We start from the raw sequence: 20,095 nt of genomic DNA, 5'->3' as shown, positions 1-20,095 counted from the left end.
CAGCCCCCTCCTGGGAGATACAACATGCACCACAGCACGAACCCAGAGGGGCGGACCACCGAGCAGGCCGTCGGCACCCCCCGCGCCGAAGGCGAACGAACGGTCTCGCGCCCGCCGTTCACACCGCGTATCTGGCACAAGCTGGCAGCCATCTGCCTCGCCCTGATACTGCCCCTGGGTCTGACGACCGCCTACCTGATCCGTGAGCAGAACACCCGGATCGCCCTGTCCAGGGCTGAGATCAACGGACTGAAATACATCCACCCGCTCAACCGCCTGCTGCAGGACGTCTCCACGCACCGGACCCTGGTGCGGCGCCAACTGACCGGCCAGCCCGTCGCACCCAGCCAAATCACCGACACCGAGCACGCCATCGACCGGGAGTTCGCCTCACTCAACGCCGTCAACCAGTCGCTGCGGTCATCTCTGGACACCTCCAGCACCGCCCTGGCGCAGCACAGGATGTCCCGGCTGCTGCCCGCCTCACTGACCACCGAGTGGGACCACATCAAGACCGGGCGACGCGACCTGGCCAGCAGCGAAGCACAGTACAACCAGCTGTCCACCAACCTCGTGGACCTCATCGCCTACGCGGGCGACCACGGCAAACTGCTCCTCGACCCCGACCTGGACACCAGCTACGTACTGATCGCCATGAGCCTGTGGGAACCGATTATCACCGATCGCATAGCCGACCTGGCAGACACCACCGAAACCCTCCTGCAGCAGCCCACGGTCACCCCCGGTGGCGTGCGCGCCGTCAACAGCATCAGCAGCGCCCTCAAGGAGGACGTCTCTCAGCTCAGCCGCAACATGTCCCGCGCCTTCGTCGAGACCCTCCACCACCACAACAACAACCGCAATCTCCAGCCCACGCTCGGCCCCCTGCTCCAGCGCCTCGACCAGTCGGTCGCCAGCTTGACCGCGTTCAGCGGCCAGCTGCCCGCCTCGGGCCGACCGGGCGTGTCTGCGAACGCCTACGCCGGCCTGACGTCCGCCGCGCAGCACGCCAACGTCCAGTTCGCGGAGGCACTGTGGGGCCAGGCGAACGCCATAGTGCACACCCGTCAGCACCTCGAAGTCCTCCGCAGAACTGTCACCCTGTTCAGCATCGCCTTCGTCCTCGCCCTGGTCATCGTCCTGACCGCGGCCATCAGCCGCCGCATGGTCAAGGACCTGGGCAACTTGGCGGGCGCCGCCGAAGCCCTCACCCGGGGCGACCTCGGAGGGCGGGCACGCGTCAAGAGCCGCGACGAGATCGCCACGGTGGCCACCGCCTTCAACAGCATGGCCGAGCGGCTCCAGGCGAGCTACACCGCCATCGAAGGCAAGGTCCGCCAGCGCACCCGGCAGCTCGACGAGCGCAACGCCTCCTTGGAAATGCTCGGAGGCGTCGCCTCCGCCGCGAACGTGGCAGTGACGCCCGAGCAGGCAGCGCAGAACATCCTCGGCCTGGTCTGCTCCTACACCCGGTGGCCGGTCGGTCGCGCACGCCTGGCCACGGACTCTCTGCCGTCGCTCCCCGACGCACCCGACCGCGAAGACGTCGCCGCGACCACCGGCTCCCCGGTCTGGCACATCAGTATCTCCCCCTGCCAGCACGTCATGGACCTGATGGACGCCCTCCATGCCTCACCGGCCGCTGGGGTTTCCGAACGCCTCCAGGCCGGCGGACAGCCCGCCTGGATCACCGACATCGACCAGGACCCGGCCCTCGCCGCCAAGCGGAGGGCCGCCGGGATCGATCTGCGCACCTACCTGGCATTCCCCGTCCTGCAAGGCGCGCAGGTCGCAGGAGTACTCGACTTCCTCGCCCCCGGACCCACCGAACCGGACCACGTCACGCGCGGACTCATGCTCAACGTCGGAACCCAGCTCGGGCATGTCCTCGAACGGGCGCACGCAGCCGAGCAACTGCGGATCTCCAAGGAGAACGCCGAGGTCGCCAACCAGGCCAAGAGCGCGTTCCTGGCCACCATGAGTCACGAGATCCGCACCCCGCTCAACTCCGTGATCGGCATGACCGAGCTGCTCCTCGGCACCCCGCTCCAAGGCGAGCAGCGCAACTTCGCCGAAATCATCCACGACAGCGGCGAGAACCTCCTGGTCATCATCAGCGACATCCTGGACTTCTCCAAGATCGAAGCCGGCAAGCTGGACCTGGACAACAAACCCGTCGACCTGCATCACTGCATCGAGACCGCCTTCGACATGGTCGCCAGCCGGGCTGCCCAGAAGGAACTCGACCTCGCCTACATCATCAGTCCCGGCACCCCACCCGAAGTGATGGGCGACCCTGTCCGCCTGCGCCAGATCATCGGCAATCTGCTCAGCAACGCAGTGAAGTTCACCCCCGCGGGCGAGGTGGTCCTGTCCGTCAGCCGCGACGCCGGATCACCACCCGTCCCGGACGGCCACACCAACCGCTCCGGCGAGCGCCAGGACGCCGAGCACGCCGACGGCGACGGCCTGTGGCTCCACTTCGCCGTCCGCGACACCGGCATCGGCATCCCCGCTGACCGGATACGGCTGCTCTTCCAGGCATTCGAGCAACTCGACACCTCCAGCAACCGGCGCTTCGAGGGAACCGGCCTCGGCCTGGCTATCAGCCGTCGCCTGACCGAGCTGATGGGCGGCACCATGTGGGCGGAAAGCAGCCCAGGCCAGGGCTCCACCTTCCACTTCACCATCCGCACCCAGGACGTCCCCGCCACCGTGCGGGTCGACACCAAGCAGATCGAAGCCCTCGACCTGCAGGACAAGCGCCTGCTCGTCGTCGACGACAACGCCACCAACCGTATGATCCTCACGCTCCACGGTGAGTCCTGGGGCATGGTCGTCCGCGCCACCGAGTCGCCAAGCCAGGCCCTCAACTGGATCCGCCGCGGTGACCCGTTCGACATCGGGATCCTGGACTACATGATGCCCGAGATGAACGGCGCCGCCCTCTCCCGTGAGATCCGCCGCTGGCGGGACAGAACCGCCCTACCCCTGATCCTGCTCACCTCGGTGGGCCGCCGCACCAGCGAGAACCTCGACCAGTTCGAGTGCCACCACACCAAACCCATCAAAGCCGACCAGCTCTACGACGAACTGCGCCGCGCACTACGGAGCCGGCAGTTGCCCCCCGCCCGCCCGCCGGCCCCCGCCGCCCCGGCAGCGCCGCAGCCGTGCGAACAGCCCACACCAGGACATGACCTGAAGATCCTGCTCGCGGAGGACAATGAAACCAACCGACTGCTTCAGCTGCACATGCTCAAACGCCTCGGATACGTCGCGCAGGTGGCCGAGAACGGCGTTCAGGCCCTGGAGGCCCTGCGGCAGCAGCCCTACGATGTGGTCCTGATGGACGTCCAGATGCCCATCATGGACGGGCTCGAGGCAGCACGCCGCATCCACCAGGAATGGCGCGATCGAGCACGACCCCGCATCATCGCCATGACCGCCAACGCCATGCCCGGCGACCGCGAAGCCTGCCTCGCCGCAGGCATGGATGACTACATCAGCAAACCGCTGCGCTTGAAGGAACTGTCCCACGCCCTCGACCGCTGCCCGCGCCAGGACCATCCACCCGCCGACACGGCAGGCGACGCCGGCACCGAGCCACCCCCCGGCGCGAACGTCCCGTCCCCGGTGGGCAACGAAGAGCAGGCGCTCGACGCCACCACCGTGCGAGGACTCGTGGACTCACTGCGCCCCAGCTTCGCCGCCGAACTCATCGACGTGTTCCTTGAGGACTCACCCGCCCTGGTCGACACCATCCGCGAGGGCGTCCCCACAGGCGATCCGGCCGAAGTCCGCCGTGCGGCCCACACGCTGCGATCGAACGCGGCGACCTTCGGCGCGCCACGTCTGTCCGCCCTGTGCACCGACCTCGAACAGCAGGCCAAGGGTGGCGACCTGGACCAGGCCCTGCCGCTGGTGCCGCGCATCCACACCGAGTACGGCAGGTTCCGCAAGGCCCTGGAGCAACTGCGAGAGGAACTCACGTCATGACCCGGGAGACACGCCGCGTGCTGGTGGTGGACGACGACCGGACCAACCGCATGATGCTGACCTACCGGCTGGAGATCAACGGGATCCACACCGCGGCCGCGGAGAACGGACAGCAGGCACTGCGCCTGCTGCGCACGGAGCCCTTCGACCTCGTACTGCTCGACATCCTGATGCCGCAGATGGACGGCTTCGCCACCCTTGAGGTCATGAAGGGCGATCCGGCGCTGCGGGACACCCCGGTGATCATGATCTCGCAGCTGGACGAGATGGACAGCGTGATGCGATGCCTTGAGCTGGGAGCCGAGGACTACCTCCCCAAGCCGCTCAACTCCCTCCTTCTGATGGCCCGCGTCGACAGCATCCTGGTCCGCAAGCAACTGGGGCGGGTGAAGGAGGAGAAGGAGGACTTCGGGGCGCAGCTCGGCATCCTGATCGACGCCCTCACCGCGGTCGAGAGCCGCACATACAAGCCCGCCACGCTGCAGGCCGTCGCCGACCGCGACGACCGCCTCGGGGAGTGCGCGCGAATCCTGCAACGAGTCATCGCCACCACGTTCGCCCCCGGTTACCGCTAGGGACTGTCTGTGGTTGTGATCAAAACCGGGTTTTGGTCCCGGCCGACATGCCGGTCCACAGAGCCTGCCTGCGGGCCTTGGACGCTGCGGGAACCTTCTCTGGGAGCCGCCGGTTCATAGCGGGTGCGAGGGCCGGGCGGGTCACGGTCGGCAGTGGTATTCGGTCCGGCTTGTCGGGCCAGTGGCCCCGGTCCGGCAAGTGCCCTGGTCTGGACCGCGGTGTGCCAGCGATCACTGTGTGGAGGGCGGCTGCAGCGCCGGCCCGCGTGCTCACTGACGCGGCTGGGATCGTGGCCGGGGACATGTTCGGCCGTTGTGACAGCCCTCGGGTTGCTATGAGGACCGGGGGCGTCCTCGCGTTCGTCGTCATCGCGGGCTCGTCTGCTGCCGTATCACCGACGGAGAAGGATCTTTTTGGGTTCTCGGGTCCACATACCGGGCAGGCACGCAACCGCCTTGTGGCTTTGGCTTTCAAGGTTTCCGGCATACGGGACCGGCCCACGCTGGCTGAACGGCTGAGGGGCGAATCGCTTGCTGGGGGCGGCTCTGTGGTGCCGGCGCGAGGGGAGGGCTAGTTCGTGTGCTGGGCGGCGAGGGCGGCGATTTCGACGCGGGAGTTCATGTCGAGTTTGGCCAGGATGTGGGAGACGTGGGTCTGTACGGTGCGGCGGGAGATGAACAGGCGTTCGGCGATGTGGGGGTTGGACAGGCCCTGGGCGACCAGATCGGCGACCTTGCGTTCGGTGGCGGTCAGTGCTTCCCATCCGTGGCTGGGGCGGCCGCGCGGGCCGCGGACGCCTTGGCGGGCTCCGAGGGTGCGCAGGGCGGCGCTGACGCGGGCCAGGTCCCAGGCCGCCTCCAGTTGCTGGTAGCCGGTGGCGGCTTGGCGCAGCTGTCGGCAGGCGTCGTCGCGGTGGTCGCGTTTTGCCAGGACGGCGGCGGCGTCCTCGTGGCAGCGTGCCTGAGCGAGGGGCCGGTGAAGCGTTTCGCACAGGCTGGCGGCGGTGTGCAGGGCATCGGGGTCCTGTTCCAACAGGCCCTGGCAGGCGAGCACGGCGGGCTGAAGCAGGCCGGGCTCCGCCTGCTTGGCCTGCTCCAGCACCAGGGCCTGCAGGTCCAGAGCGCGATCCCGCTCCCCGGCCTCGAGGGCCAGGCGGACGGCTTCGGGGGCCAGTCCGGCCAGCCACAGTGCCGGGAGGTCGCGGGCGTCGTCGCGGCACAGGTGCTCGAACAGCTCCAGTGCCCGCTGCGTGCGGCCGCGATACTGGGCGTGGACCGCGTGCGCCCAGCGGAGCATGGAGCCGGTGAACGCATCAGCGGTGACATAGGGATCACGCAAGGGCGAAAGGCCCAGGTAGGCCTCGGCGGCGGCCGCGTCGTCGCGGTGCAGCGCGATCAGTGCTCCCAGACCGTGCAGCCCCCGGTGCGCGTCGCCGTACTCGGGCAGTTCCTGGCCCGCCTCGACCTCGGCGCGGGCGTCGTCCCACCAGCCGCCGACGAACTGCACGCAAGCCGTATACAGGTGCCGCCAGAGCATGTCGCCTGCGGTTTCGGGTTCGGCCGGCCAGACGGAGGACTGGCGCGCGGCGGCGAGCGCTTCCGGTAGCCGGCCCAGCTCCAGCAGGGCGGCGGCCCGGAAGGTGTCGACGTTGCGCCGGCCGTGCGGTATCTGCTCCAGCAGGGCCAGCGCGGTGCTGGGCCGGTTCTTGGAACATAGTTCAACCAGGGCGAGGGTTGCCAGGGCTTCTGACAGGGCGGTTTGCTCGCCAAGGTCGGCGGCTTGGCCGCGCACCTGCTCCGCCAGCCGTGCGGCCTGCTCGTACTCGCCCAGGTCGTCACACAGGCACAGCGCGCGGAACGCCAAAAACCGCAGGCGCTCGGCAGGGGTGGTGTCGGGATGGTCCGCCGCCTGCTCGGCCAGGCGCAGGTCATGGGCGGTGGCGTGGTGGAAGAGGGTCCAGCGCAGGCGGGTGCGCAGCGTCGGGTCCTGGCAGCGCTCCAGAGCCCAGGTGGCGACCTTGCGGCACTGGTCGGTGTGGCCCTGGGCGAGCAGGTTCTCGGCCCACAGCACATAAAGGCGCTGCACCCGCGCATCGGCCGGGTCGGTGGTGGGCAGGATCCGCTCGAACAGTTCCAGCGCCATGTCGCGGTTGCGGGCGGCCAGCTGGCTGGCGGCGCCGTCCAACCAGTCCAAGCCGGCGTGGCCGAGTGCGGCCGGGGAGCGCCGCAGCTGGTCGGCGACGCGCTCGGCTGGGTACCCGGCCGCGGCCAGTGCCAGACCGAGCCGGGTGTGCATCGCCTGGCGGGCCGAGACACTCATCGTCTGCTCCATCGCCTGACGGACCAGGTCGTGCCGGAAGGCCAGCTGCTCCCCGGTCTCGATGAGGACCCCGGCCTGTTCGGCCTGTTCCAGCCAGGCCACCAGCTCATGCGGGGGTGTACCGGTCGCGGCCGCCAGCTCACTGACCGAGAACCGGCTGCCGAGCAATGCGGCGGCTCGCAGAGCCCCCACCACCTGGTCGGGAAGGAACGTGAGCCGCTGGGTGATGACCTCGTGCAAGGAGTCCGGGCCGCTCACATAGGTGGTCTCCGCCTGGTTGCCGTCCACCGACAGCGCCTTGGCGGCGGTCAGGGCCTCGACCAGTGCGGTGAGGTAGAAAGGGTTGCCGGCCGCATCCGCGGCCAGGCGGCGCAGGTGCGGGCCGGCCACGGCACCGGCCAGGTTCGTCAGCAGCTTCTCCACCTGCGGCTGTTCCAACGGCTGCAGGGCGATGATGACGGCGCCACGCTTGCGCCAGCTCTCCAGCAGGTCGTCCAGCTGGGGTGTGCCCGGCCCGGAACGGATCGCCACCAGCACCAGCAGCGGCAGCTGCCGGGCCAGCCGCCCGATACGCTGCAGACACATCACGCTCTGCGGATCCGCCCACTGCGCATCATCGAGCACCAACGCGAGCGGGGACTGTTCACAGTCGTCCTCCACCAGCGCGATCACCTGCTGGACCAGCCCGATGTCATCGCCGGCTGCCGGCTGCGCCGTGCCGTCTATCTCGGGGTGGATCTGAACGGCAAGACGTGCACGCTCGGGGTCTGGGCTGCGGCGGTACACCTGAAGACAGTCCGTGATCGCACTGAACGGCCAGCGGGCCTCCAGCATGTCCGCCGTGCCGCTGTACACCTGCATCTGAAGGCCCCGCAGACGGGCCAGCACGGCGTTAACCAGCGTGGTCTTGCCGATACCGGCCTCGCCCGTGACGAAGACGACGCCACCCTGCCCGGCCACAGCCCGGCGAGCAGCCTCCACGACCGTGCACACCTCGTCCTCACGGCCCACCGGCGCCGACGCACCAGGACCGCCTGCGACGCTCGTCGCCATACACCGCAGTATCCCATCACAGACAGCGTGACGCGCTGCCTACGACGGCGCAGCACAGGCCGGCACACGGGGCCGGGCCGCGGACGACCGGCAGCCACAGCGTACGTACACCGCCGTCGCGCCGTCGGCCACCTCCTGCAACAGCAACACGACGGGACGGTGGGGGCTGACCGGGAAAGGCAAGGCCAGGCACAGCGCCGCTGCCTGCCGTCCCAGCCTGCGGCGGCGGTTCGCCCCTTCCCGACAAGCCGCGTTCCGCCGTTTCTTTGGCAGCCTGCGTCGGCTGCAGGGAATATGGTGATCGTTAAGCCTGGTCTCGGAGCATGCGCCCGTGGACCGGAGCGGCCACCGCGCAGGAGCGTGCCCAGGCCCGGCCTTGCGGAACGCATGGCCTGGGTGCGCGAGGCCCAGGCTGGGCGCCGGCAGCGGCGGGGGAGGTGTCCCGGCCGTGGCGTTGCGCGCCAGCGAGATGCGGAGTTGGGATCAGGTATGAAGCCTTTCGGCTACGCTGCCGAGTCCGCCGTGCCGCTTGCACTGGGCGCCGGCGCAGGTGAGAAAGGGCTCAAGGCCAATGCCCTGGGACTGTGGTCCTCGGTTGTCATCGGCTTGGCATCCACCGCTCCGGCTTACAGCCTGGCGGCAACGCTCGGCCTGATCGTGGCGGGCGTCGGCCTCCAGGCCCCGATCATCACGATGCTCGCTTTCCTCCCGATGCTGCTGATCGCCTACGCCTACAAGGAACTCAACACGAGCGATGCCGACTGCGGGACCACCTTTACCTGGGCGAGCCGCGCCTTTGGACCCCGCGCCGGCTGGATGGGCGGCTGGGGCATCATCGTCGCCGACGTCATCGTCATGGCGAACCTCGCGGAGATCGCCGGCATCTACGGCTTCCGGCTCCTGGGATTCGATTCACTCGCGGGCAGCAGGCTGTGGACCACCGTCGCGGGCGTTGTCTGGATCAGCGTGATGACCGCGGTCTGCTACGTCGGCATCGAGATCTCGGCTGCCGTCCAGCGCTGGCTCCTGTCCGTCGAGGTGGCAGTGCTAATCCTTTTCTCTGTGACCGCCCTGATCAAGGTCTACACCGGCAATCCCGCAACCGCGATGCACGTCTCCGCCTCCTGGTTCAACCCCCTCCATGTGGCTTCGGCCAAAGCATTCACCGCAGGCATCCTCGCCGCCGTCTTCGTCTACTGGGGCTGGGACACCGCCATCACGGTCAACGAGGAAACCATCGACAGCAGACACGCCCCCGGGCGTGCAGCGATCATCTCCACCGTGCTTCTGCTGATCATCTACAGTCTGGTCTCCACCTCCGCGCAGGCATTCGCCGGAGTCGGCAGCCAGGGCATCGGGCTGGGCAACACAAACAACTCCGGGGACGTACTCTCCGGACTGGGCGCCGCCGTCTTCGGCAGCCACGGACCCGGCAGGATCTTCACCAAGCTGCTGATCCTCATGGTGTTGACCTCCTCCCTCGCCTCCACCCTGACCACGATCCTGCCCCTGGCCCGGACCGTCTTCTCCATGGCCGCGCACAAAGCCGTCCCCTCCCGCTTCGCCCGGGTGCACCACAGATATCTCACCCCGACCTGGTCGACCGTCGGCATGGGCCTGGTGTCTGTCGGCTTCCTCGTCCTGCTCACGGCGCTCAGCCACAACGTGCTGGCCGACTCCATCAGCTCCATCGGCCTCGCCATCGCGTTCTACTACGGCCTCACCGGCTTCGCCTGCGCCTGGTACCACCGCAGGGTTCTCACCCGCAGCCGCAGAGACCTTCTGTTCAAGGGACTGCTTCCGGGGCTGGGCGGGCTCATGATGCTCTACTTCTTCTGCTACGCCGCCTTCGTCGTCTACGCCAGCCCCGAATACGGCACGACCTCCTTTGACCTGCCGCTCTTCGGACGAACGGGCGGGGTGACCGTCGTGGGCCTGGGAGCGCTGCTGCTCGGCCTTGTGCTGATGCCGTTCGTCACACGGGAGCACACGGCGGTCCTCAGACTTCAACGACGCCTGCTGCCCCGAAGCCTGCCAGCACAGACGGCTGTCCAACTGGCGAGCCGCTATATGCCCGCGGACAGCCGGTCCGGGGTGGGCGGTGACTGGTTCGACGTGATCCCACTCTCCAGCACCCGCGTCGGCCTGGTCGTCGGGGATGTACTCGGTCACGGACTGCACGCCGTCGCCACCATGGGACGCCTGCGCACGAGCGTACGGGTCCTCGCCCGGCTGGACCTCGCCCCGGACGAACTCCTCGCATACCTGGACGACGTGGTCGGGCAGACCATGGAGGAGAGGGCAAGCACCCACGGCAAGGCAAGCCCGGGACCCGAGGGCGACGAAGTCCCCGCGGTGACCTGCCTGTACGCGGTCTACGACCCCGTGTCCGGACAATGCAGCATGGCAAGAGCGGGCCACTCACCACCCGCCGTCGTCAACCCCGACAGCGGAGCCGTCACCTACCCCGAGGTGCCACCAGGCCCGCCCCTGGGACTGCCCGGCCTGCCCTACCAGAGCTGCGAACTCCAGCTGCCCGAGGGCAGCATCCTCGCCCTGTTCACCGACGGCCTCATCCAGGCCGCCGACGACATCGAAGTGGGACACGGCCTGCTCGCCGACATCCTCGCTGACCACAGGCAGCCCTTGGAGGAACTCTGTGAGCGTGCGACGGCGACGCTGCTCCCCGGCCCCGTGGACGACGACGCGGCGCTGCTCCTCGCCCGCACGCGAATTCTCGACGCGGGCCAGGTGGCCGTGTGGGAGCTGGATACCGCCCCTGCAGCAGTCGCGCATGCCCGCACCACGACCACCCGGCAACTGGGCGAGTGGGGGCTGGAAGAGCTGTCGTTCACCACCGAACTGATCGTCAGCGAGCTGGTCACCAACGCCATTCGCTACGCCGGCGCGCCCATCCACGTCCGGCTCATCCGCGACCGGAGCCTCATCTGCGAGGTCTCCGACACCGGACACACCTCACCCCATCTCCGCCACGCCGCCAGCGATGACGAGGGCGGCCGCGGTCTGTTCATCATCGCCCAGATTACTCAGCGGTGGGGCACGCGCTACACGGACGCAGGCAAGACCATCTGGACCGAGCAGGAGCTGCCGGCCGAGGACTCCCAGCCCGGCGCCACGTAGGGCATGCCCTCACCGCCAGCGCTCCGCGACGTAGCCGACCTGGTCGCCAAGGAGTTGTCCACCTCGCGCACCGCCAAGCGCCTGCTGATCTCACGTGGGGACGGGGAGCGCGCACCAGAGAACGTTGCGCGTACTGGGCATCCTCCCGTAGGTGATGGGGCATCTTGGCTGCCCTTGTCGACCGATTGGGTCTGCACCAGGCACCATTCGCACGCGGCCACCTTTGACGCCGACTCACGGACGGCCCGATGTGCCCATCACGCATTTGCTGGCCGAGATCCGTGAACGCGACTATCTGGGCAGTGAGAGCGGGGGACACCGCTGACTGCGTGTGCTTGCTGTCAGCAGGTAGCGGGCTGCCGTCCGCTGCGCGCACTCCACTCCGTTCTGGGTCGCGACATGGGTGCGCCCCTGGAAGGTCACCAGCTTCGCATCGAGGCGCTGGGCGACCGTCCGGGCGCCCGAGAGTCCCGTACGAGGATCGTTTGTGCCGTTGATGACCAGCGGGCGCGGCGTGGACGGCGGAGCCTTGAGCGCGCCGAGCGGTGCGCCCCTGCCCGGCCAGAAGGCGCAGGGCAGATACTCGGCTGCGGTGGAGGACGAGTCCTTGTCGGCTTTGTGGAAGGCGTCGGCGATGGCGGTCGGGGTGTCCGCCCATGCGAAATCGGTGCAGTAGACACCCAGGTCGTAGCCCAGATCAAGGGTCGAGCTCGCTTCGGCCCCAGCTGTTCGGGGAACCCCTTGTCGGCGAGCTCGCGCAGGCCCGTGCGGTCGCCGTGCCCCGCGGCGTCCAGTGCGTGGGCCAGTTCCGGCCAGCGTTCCGGCATGTACCCGGCTGCGGCCGCCGCGGCCAGGACCTGCTTGCGGCCCTTGTCGTCACCGCTGCCTGCGGCGAGTGCGTGGCCCACCGGGTCCTTGTGCACAGGGCAGCGGGAAGCGTTGTCCTTGCACCATAGGGTGAAGCCGGACAGCACGGACTGGAGCTGCTGGCGCGCCGCCTCCTCGGCGTTGCCACCTGTGTACGACTTGTCTTCGATGGTCCCTGAGGCGTCCAGGGCCGCGTGTACACCCGAAACCGCAGGGTCCATCGTTCGGTCGAGCACCATGGCCCGGACGCGTTGCGGATGCGCCGCCAGGTACTGCTGGCCGAGCAGTGTGCCGTAGGAGCCCATGAGCAGGCTCAGCCGCTCCTCGCCGAGCGCCGCGCGGATCGCGTCCAGGTCCTCTGCCATGGCGCGCGTGCCCAGGTGCCCCGCGAGCGCGCCGAGCTTCTTTGAGCAGGCGTCCGCGTACGCACGCGCCGCAGTGCCTGCCGCCGCGTTGTGGCCACCCTCTAGCGCCTTGGTGACGGCGTCGTCCTGCCCGCACTCGGGTACGGCGCCGCTCCGCCCCGAGCCCCGGGGGTCGAAACCGACCAGATCGAAGTGCTGGGCCAGCTCCTGCGGCAACTGTGCCGCTGGGACGTACGACCCCGCGATCCCCGGCCCGCCCGGATTCCACACAAGAGCCCCGATCCTCTTGCTGCTGTCGGCTGCGGGCAGTAGCGATACGGCGATCCCGATCTTTTGCCCTTGCGGATCTGCCGGATTCACGGGCACGCTCACCGTCGTGCACCGGCGCATCGGCTGCCCCGGCAGCACACAGCCCTTCCAGACCAGGCTGCTGGGCGCAAAACGTTGTGCCGTGGGACGGTGGCCCGGGGAACCTGTGGAACCCGTCGGGCTGAGGCTGCACCCTGTGGCGAGGAGCACGCGGAGGCAGTACACAGACCGGACACAGTTGCGATAGGGCGCATCACCATTCATTCATGTTTACCCGGTATGTCGCCTGTCAGGCGACTCCGTGAGAGCCGGTGGTGGACATCTGCGCCACGTGGCGGATGTTGCGCCGGGCCGCGGCGGGGATCGTGGGTGTCAGGCCGAGGCCGGGAACCGGCCATGACCGGTCAGTTAACCGGTCCGGGCGTGCGATGACACGGCACGCTTCCTCCGTTCGACAAACAGGTATCGGATATGTACCAGTGGACCGTCACCATCCCCACCGTCCGCACCGTCGCCACCCAGGTGGTGCGTGGCAGCCACACATGGGTCGTCTGCGCGGACGGGCAGCAGCAGGCCCGCGATCTGGTGCTGGCCGCGGCCGTCACCGACAAGGCCGTACGCCGCTGGCGCGGAGCGCTGCTGGACACTGCTGGCATCGACGTCGCCCCCTGGCGCAGCGGTGACTTCCGGGAGCCGGCATGCTGACCGGGTTGTCCTCCGATGCGGCGGACAACTCCCTGGGCACCGCACCAGGGGCGCTGATGGCGGATCCTGCCGGAGCATCGGCGCCAGCAGTGCCGCAGGCGTACTGCGCCCGGTGCCCCCGGCAGACTGCTGGCTCCCCCGGGCGGTCAACACCCTTCGCAAGGTCTCTGTGATGCCCCGCTGGACCGTCGGCATTAACACACTGCGCAGGTGCTGCCTCAAACTGGTGTGCAGTCGGCCTCAAAGACGCCCTGTACTGCCGATTACAGCAATCCGCAGGTCAGCCCACGCCCTACCGCAGCAGCGAGCTGACCTCCAGAGCTGGCCTCGGGGCCCAAAGTAGGTGTGCAGATCTTCAACTCGTCACCTTGGTCTGCGTGGGGCTGAGAGCGAGGAACGGGTCCTACCCACGCGTCCGCTTACGGGGCGACGGCTGCCAGGTCGTCTCGTGGGCCCAGGGGTTGATGGGCACGGTGCCTGTGCTGCGGCCGCGGCCGTCGAGCAGGCGGCCCATGCGTTTGGTGGTGCGCAGGACGATGGCGCGTTCGGCCAGGGTGAGTGTGGGGATGCGTTCGGCGAGTTTGGTCTCCAGCCGTTGGCTGTCGCCGAGGGAGCGCAGCCAGACGATGATGAGTAGGTTGTCTGTCCCGGTGATCGCGGCGCACATCCGGATCTCCGGCAGGGCGAGCAGCAATTGAGCGGTCTTGTCGAGGTCTTGGGGCGGGACTCTGGCCCAGAAGTAGGCGCTGATGGGCCAGCCGCTGATGACGTCGGAGACTTCGCAGCGCAAGGACACGAGGCCGCCGTGGATCAGCCGTTCCAGGCGACGCCGGGTGGTGGACACGTTGTGGGAGGTGAGGTGGGCGAGGTCGGCGATGGTGCGGCGCCCGTCGGGGCCGAGCGCGAGCATCACGTCGCGGCCTGATGCCGGGAAGGCATCGTCCTTGGCAGGGCTGTGCCGGGTGTGTCGGGCCAGGTGGGTGCGCTGGTCGGGGGAGAGGGCCTGGAGCCGCCATTTGTTGCCTTCGCTGTAGAAGCGGGTGGCGGTGTGGGTGCGGGTGGCGCGCACGCCGTGCAGTCGGCCGACGTGGTCGAGTACGAAATGTGACAGTGCCTCAAGGTCGGTGAAGAGGGTGACGAGGAACAGGTCGCGGCCGTTGGCGAGTTGGGAGACCGAGGCGACCTGGGGCACGTGGGCGAGCGTGTCGACCACCTGTTGCCGCGCGCTGGGCTCGCAGTCGGCCTCGATGAAGGCCAGGCAGTGGCGTTCCGTCCACCAGGACAGGCCCGGGTAGGCGGTCACCCACGCGACCCTCTCGGCGGACAGACGCTCCCAGCGCCGGGTCGCGGTCACCGCATTGACGCCCAAAACCTCGCCCACTTCCGTCCAGGTGGCCCGCGGCGCGATCTGCATCACATTGATCAGCGACAGATCGGCCTCTTCGAGAGTGAACGAATCCTGCACAAAACCTCGTCTCGTGAATCTTTTCGTCAACCTACGCCGTAATGAGGCTCTCCTGTCCACCCTAATGACATCGGCTGTTCGAATCCGGCCGCAGTCTTTCGGAGGTGCACTTTCTGATATGACGAGTTTCGATGACGTGGCTTTTCTACGCGATGATCTGGTACGGCTGCGGCGAAGCCTGCACGCCGAACCGGAGGTGGGGCTTCGCCTCCCGCGCACTCAGGAGAAGGTGCTCGCGGCGCTGGACGGCCTGCCGCTGGAGATCTCCACCGGCAGCCGACTGACCTCCGTGACCGCCGTACTGCGCGGTGCCAAGCCGGGACCGACGGTACTGTTGCGGGCCGACATGGACGCATTGCCGCTGCCGGAGCTCACCAATGTGGACTTTGCCTCAACCGTGGACGGTGCGATGCACGCCTGCGGTCACGACCTGCACACCACGATGCTGATCGGCGCTGCCCACCTGCTCGCTTCCCGTCGTCAAGACCTCACGGGAGATGTGGTGTTGATGTTCCAGCCAGGCGAGGAGGGTTACGACGGTGCCGGTGCGATGTTGGCCGAAGGCGTCCTGGACGCGGCAGGCCGTCGTCCCGCCGCGGCCTACGCGCTCCACGTGTTCACCACCGGATTCCCCACCGGCGTCTTCATGGCCCGCACCGGCCCGACCATGGCCGCCACCAACGACGTGGACGTCACGGTCACAGGAGCCGGCGGCCACGCCTCGGCGCCCCACCGGGCCAAGGACCCTGTGCCCGCGGCATGCGAGATGGTCACCGCGCTACAGACGATGGTCTCCCGGACCTGCGACCCGTTCGACCCGGTAGTCCTGACCGTGGGCTCCTTCCACGCCGGCACCCGCCGCAACGTCATCCCCGAAAACGTCCGCTTCGAGGGCACCGTGCGCACGTTCTCCACCCAGGCACAGGGCAGGATGAAGGACGCGGTGGTGACCCTGGTACGGCAGATCGCCGCCGCCCACGGTCTGCATGCGGAAGTGGAATTCACCCCGCGCTACCCGGTGACAGTCAACGACCAGTACGAAACGGCCTTCGTCGAGAACACCGTCAACGACACCTTCGGCGAGCACCGCTTCCAGCCGCTCACCCACCCGCTCACCGGCGCCGAAGACTTCTCCCGCGTCCTGGCCGAGGTTCCCGGCAGCCTGGTGATGCTGGGCGCCACGCCCTCCGGCGCCGACCCTTCGACCGTCGCGAACAACCACTCCTCCTACGTGGAGTTCGACGAGGGCGTGCTGAGCGACGGCGCCGCCCTCCTGGCCCGACTCACCACCCGCCGACTGGCCGCACAACCGGCCGAAGTACTCGCCTGCGCCAGCGCCTGCTGACCCCGCCCCTTGCCTGGAGGATCCATGCCGCCCACACCCGCACCCCGTCCGGCCATCGGCCCATCCTCCGATCAGCCGGCACAGCACGACGCTACCCACGACCGCAGACCCTCGAAGAACGACCGGCGCAGAGCTCTTGTCGGCACCGGCCTCGGCAACGCGCTCGAATGGTACGACTGGCAGGCCTACGGCATCTTCGCCCCCTTCTTCGCCCAGCAGTTCTTCAACCCGCACAACGAACTGTCGGCTCTGCTGTCCACCCTGGCCATCTTCGCGATCGGATTCCTCATGCGCCCCGTGGGCGCCGTCGTCTTCGGCCGGCTCGCCGACCGCAGGGGCAGGCGCCTGGCCATGGTCACCTCCATCGCGCTCGGCGCAGCCGGCAGCCTGATCATCGGCCTCGCCCCGACCTACGCCGACATTGGCGCCGGAGCTTCACTGATCCTGCTACTGGCCAGGCTCACCCAGGGCCTGGCCCACGGCGGCGAACTCCCCTCCTCCCAGACCTACCTCGCCGAGACGGCACCCCCCGAGCACCGCGGCCGGTGGACCAGCGTCATCTACGTCTCGGGTGCCAGCGGCATGCTGACTGCCGCCGTACTCGGCACAGGGCTGTCCAGCCTGTTCGGTACGGACGTGTTGTCCGCCTGGGGCTGGAGGGTGCCGTTCATCGTCGGCGGGCTCCTCGGCATCTACGCCCTGTTCCTGCGACGCCGGCTCACCGAGACTCATATCTTCACTAAGAACCAGACACCCAGGAACGCGGACCCACAACGCCCATCGGTAGTGCGTGGTATCTGGCACAACCGCGCCGCCGCAGGCCGCGTGATCGGCCTCACCGCAGGTTTCACCATTGCCTACCAGGCCTGGACCACCGCCGCCCCCGCCTACGCCATCAGCGTCATGAAGCTGAACTCCACGGCCGTGCTCCTCGCCGAGGCCGTCGCACTGGGCGTCTTCATCGCCGCCCTGCCGCTGTGCGGATCCCTCTCCGATCGCATCGGACGCCGCCCCGTCCTGCTCACCTTCGCCCTGGGCACCGCCGCCTTGTTCTACCCTCTGACACGCCTGTCCCGCGCGGGCGCTGCCTGGCAGCTCGGCCTCGCCATGGTGATCGCCCTGCTCTTCATCGCCCTGATCGCGTCCGTCGCACCGGCGGTCTTCGCCGAACTCTTCCCCACCGAAGTGCGCACCACCGGCACCGGAGTCCCCTATGCGATCGCGGTCGCGCTCTTCGGCGGCACCACGCCCTACCTGCAGACCTGGCTCGCCAGCATCCATGCACAGTCCTACTTCACCGGCTACGCCATCGCCCTGCTGCTCCTGTGCGCACTCGTCGTACTCACCAGCCCGGAAACACGGGCCAAGCCGCTGACATAAGTAGCCGTCTTTCCGATCCTGAGAGATGCGCTCCATGACAAGGCATGGAAACCGAACAGGCCGTCAGAATCTGCTTTTGGCGGCAGACCGCCAAGGCCGTCCTGAGACCTCACACCTGCAGCCCGGGGCGTGTTAGTGACTTTGTGTAAGTCCTTGGGGGTCACATGGTGTTGAGCCGGTCCTCGAAGAACAGTGAGAACTGGTTCAACGCCTTCTTCCAGTGTGCCGCGACGTGGTTGACATCGCTCGCTGGAACTCGGGGTGCCGGAGCTGCAGAAGGCAAACGGGCAGGCCGCGGCAGCCGCCCTCGCATACGACTACTTCCCCGGCTCACCGTTGCGGTACTGCGCCGAGGAGGTGACGGACAGCCCATACCGTCCACCACTCGTTCCGGAAAGTGCAAAGGCTCGATGATGCAACTGCTCCTGGGCTTCCGGCCGCCGCAGCAGCCCCTGTCCGATGCGGCGTTGATGCTCGCGATACGCAAAGGGGAGGTTGAGAATTTTCGGCACCTGTATCGCCGGCACTATGCTTGCGTGCAGGCGTATGCCTCCCAGTGCATGGCAGGCCCGCTGCACGCGCAGGAGGTGACCTCGCGTGTCTTCACTGGCCTGTTGCAGCAGGTACTGGCCGGTGAGTCCTTCGTCGGGCGCCGTTATCCCGGCTGCCTGCGCCCCCACTTGCTGGCGAACGTCCGTACGACCGCTGTCGCGAGCTGGCACCAAGAACCCGAAACCCTGGCGCCGGACTTGCGGGACTGGGTCGCAGCGGGATCCCGGTGGCCCTGGGGCGATGACGTACAGCTGGGTCTCGCGTTCGGGCGTCTGCCGGCGAATACCCAGCTCTTGCTGTGGCACTGGCTGGTAGATCGGGATCCGCCGTCCTTGACGGCTCGTATCACGGGGCTGGCGCGCCACGAGATTCCGGCCGCATGCGAGCAAGCCCGAGACGCGCTGCGCTCGGGCCCACGCCCCTGCGAAACCTTCGACCACACCCGTGGCCGGCGTCCCACAGCATCACGGATGGGCGAGCCGGATATCGCTCGTCCAGCGTCGTCTTCGGGAGCAGGTGCCCGCGGAGTCCTCGGACGGACCGTCGGCCAAGGGGACGAGGGCCCCGGGGCGACACGGTCGCAAGAAGTGTGCGCTCGTGCCGCGCCGCTCCGCAGCCGCGGCCGCGCTCGGTGGCTTTCTTGCCGACATGGGCTTGGGCCTGCTTTTGCTGACCGGATGTGAGGGCAATGCCGGACAGCAGTCGCCCTCGGGACCTGCGTCCGAGCCGCCCCAGAACCAGGATCGCCCGCCGGCGCAGCACGTCTCACCTCCTGCGGAACTCCCGGGGGCTGTGGGGCCGTAGTCGGCGTCATACCAGTGGCGTCAGCGTGTGCTGCAGTCGATGACGGCGGCCAGGACGGTACAGCTTGTGCCCGTACTTGTCCCAGAACGCCTTTCTTGCGGTCCGTGGCCCGCCGCCGGCGGACCATGGACCGGCGCCGTTGCTCTGTCTTCGCGGGCGACCCTATTCCTCATGCTCATCTGTTTGTGCGGCGGTGTTGCGCAACTGCGCGGCCAGCGTCTGTGCGAGGGCGGAGGGGTGTGCGGGGGTGGTGACGACGAGGGGCTGGCGCAGCGGGGGATGCAGTTTCACGGCGTGTACATGGGGGGCTTTGCGGGCCAGTGGTCCGGGGACCAGGGCGATTCCCAGACCGGCTGCTACGAGGGGCGGTGCGGCGTTGGCCTCGGGCACGGTGACGGCGACACGTGGGGCGAACCCCGCCTGGTGGCAGGCCTCATCGAGCAGGGCGGCCATGCTGCTGCCGTCGGGGTAATGGATCCAGCTTCGTTTGTGCAGGTGTGCCAGGGGGGTGCCGTGGCTGAGGGGGCTGTCGGCGGGGGTGATGAGCAGGATGTCCTCGTGTCCGATCCACGCGTGGTCGCCGCTCTGGCTTTGTGGCGGAGGGCCGACTGCTACGTCGATTTCGCCCGCGTTCAGGGCCGAATAGAGCCGTTGCGGGTTGGGAAAGTGTCTGATGGTCAGTGGTGCGTCGGGGTGTTCGGCCAGCCAGCGTTGGGCGCAGGGCCGTAGCAGGGGGGTGCCGAGCCAGGGCAGCATGCCCAGTCGGATGTCGGCCGGCCGCTGCCGGCCGGCGGCCCTCGCGGTGGCGTGTCCGCGTTCGATGCTGGCCACAGCCTTCCTGGCGTGGGTAGCGAAAACTTCTCCGGCGGTGGTGGGTTCCACGCCGTGCGGCAGCCGGTTCAGCAGTGGTGTTCCCACCTCGCGTTCGAGTGCCTGCATCTGGTGCGAGAGCGCGGACTGGGAGACGAACAGTTCTGCGGCCGCGCGGGTGAAAGACCCGTGATCGATCACCGCGAGGAAGTAGGCCAGGCGTCGTATCGACATGCGTCACCGCCGCGGCGAGGCAACGCGAGCGGGTACCGGCGCGGCGGAGAGGAGAGCGCCGGTGGTGCGGGGACGTCCTGGATACGCGGCGCAGTAAGGGCCGGACCCGTAGTCAGCGGATTCGCTGGATTCGAACATGCGCAGCTCAACACTTCGTCCCATGAAGGGGTACGT

The 20,095-nt window shown here is 68.4% G+C and carries 11 protein-coding genes and 1 pseudogene; 6 read left to right on the top strand and 6 right to left on the bottom strand.

The features are described from left to right. The first annotated feature begins 24 nt into the window (after window positions 1-24). Window positions 25-3,996, top strand: a complete 3,972-nt coding sequence (locus AB5L52_RS45825; RefSeq protein WP_369369155.1) for a response regulator — start codon at window positions 25-27, stop codon at window positions 3,994-3,996. Further along, the gene (locus AB5L52_RS45820) at window positions 3,993-4,571 is read left to right on the top strand and encodes a PleD family two-component system response regulator (RefSeq protein WP_369369154.1); all 579 of its coding nucleotides are present in this window, start codon (window positions 3,993-3,995) and stop codon (window positions 4,569-4,571) included. The genes AB5L52_RS45825 and AB5L52_RS45820 overlap by 4 nt, the downstream gene beginning before the upstream one ends. Window positions 4,572-5,142: 571 nt before the next feature. Here AB5L52_RS45820 and AB5L52_RS45815 read toward each other — a convergent pair. Beyond that, window positions 5,143-7,944 (bottom strand): AAA family ATPase, encoded by a 2,802-nt coding sequence (locus AB5L52_RS45815; protein WP_369369153.1) that lies wholly within the window; start codon window positions 7,942-7,944, stop codon window positions 5,143-5,145. A 606-nt stretch (window positions 7,945-8,550) separates the two neighbouring features. Here AB5L52_RS45815 and AB5L52_RS45810 point away from each other — a divergent pair. Then, window positions 8,551-11,085, top strand: a complete 2,535-nt coding sequence (locus AB5L52_RS45810) for an amino acid permease (RefSeq protein WP_351577829.1) — start codon at window positions 8,551-8,553, stop codon at window positions 11,083-11,085. 291 nt (window positions 11,086-11,376) lie between these two features. On the opposite strand, the gene AB5L52_RS45805 is transcribed toward AB5L52_RS45810, so the two are convergent. After that, the gene (locus AB5L52_RS45805; RefSeq protein WP_351766556.1) at window positions 11,377-11,664 is read right to left on the bottom strand and encodes an alpha/beta hydrolase; all 288 of its coding nucleotides are present in this window, start codon (window positions 11,662-11,664) and stop codon (window positions 11,377-11,379) included. A 488-nt stretch (window positions 11,665-12,152) separates the two neighbouring features. Next, window positions 12,153-12,707 (bottom strand): annotated as a pseudogene (locus tag AB5L52_RS45800) (alpha/beta fold hydrolase); the annotation flags it as partial. 390 nt (window positions 12,708-13,097) lie between these two features. Here AB5L52_RS45800 and AB5L52_RS45795 point away from each other — a divergent pair. Beyond that, the gene (locus AB5L52_RS45795; protein ID WP_351577830.1) at window positions 13,098-13,331 is read left to right on the top strand and encodes a hypothetical protein; all 234 of its coding nucleotides are present in this window, start codon (window positions 13,098-13,100) and stop codon (window positions 13,329-13,331) included. Between the two features lie 403 nt (window positions 13,332-13,734). Here AB5L52_RS45795 and AB5L52_RS45790 read toward each other — a convergent pair whose 3' ends face one another. Next, window positions 13,735-14,796, bottom strand: coding sequence for an Lrp/AsnC ligand binding domain-containing protein (locus AB5L52_RS45790; protein WP_351577831.1), 1,062 nt, complete (start codon window positions 14,794-14,796; stop codon window positions 13,735-13,737). A gap of 118 nt (window positions 14,797-14,914) precedes the next feature. On the opposite strand from AB5L52_RS45790, the gene AB5L52_RS45785 reads away from it, so the two are divergent. After that, window positions 14,915-16,141 carry a M20 family metallopeptidase gene (locus AB5L52_RS45785; protein ID WP_351577833.1) on the top strand — a complete coding sequence of 409 codons (1,227 nt, stop codon included), beginning with the start codon at window positions 14,915-14,917 and terminating at the stop codon, window positions 16,139-16,141. Window positions 16,142-16,165: 24 nt separating this feature from the next. Beyond that, window positions 16,166-17,521, top strand: coding sequence for an MFS transporter (locus AB5L52_RS45780; RefSeq protein ID WP_369369152.1), 1,356 nt, complete (start codon window positions 16,166-16,168; stop codon window positions 17,519-17,521). A gap of 317 nt (window positions 17,522-17,838) precedes the next feature. On the opposite strand, the gene AB5L52_RS45775 is transcribed toward AB5L52_RS45780, so the two are convergent. Together AB5L52_RS45775 and AB5L52_RS45770 are read right to left on the bottom strand one after the other, a co-directional pair. Further along, the gene (locus tag AB5L52_RS45775) at window positions 17,839-18,243 is read right to left on the bottom strand and encodes a hypothetical protein (protein WP_369369151.1); all 405 of its coding nucleotides are present in this window, start codon (window positions 18,241-18,243) and stop codon (window positions 17,839-17,841) included. A 796-nt stretch (window positions 18,244-19,039) separates the two neighbouring features. Beyond that, window positions 19,040-19,921 (bottom strand): LysR family transcriptional regulator, encoded by an 882-nt coding sequence (locus tag AB5L52_RS45770; RefSeq protein ID WP_369369150.1) that lies wholly within the window; start codon window positions 19,919-19,921, stop codon window positions 19,040-19,042. Between the last annotated feature and the right edge of the window lie 174 nt (window positions 19,922-20,095).

The organism is Streptomyces sp. CG4, from assembly GCF_041080655.1.
Classification (GTDB): Bacteria; Actinomycetota; Actinomycetes; order Streptomycetales; family Streptomycetaceae; genus Streptomyces.
This window is presented reverse-complemented; position numbering and strand designations above follow the sequence as displayed.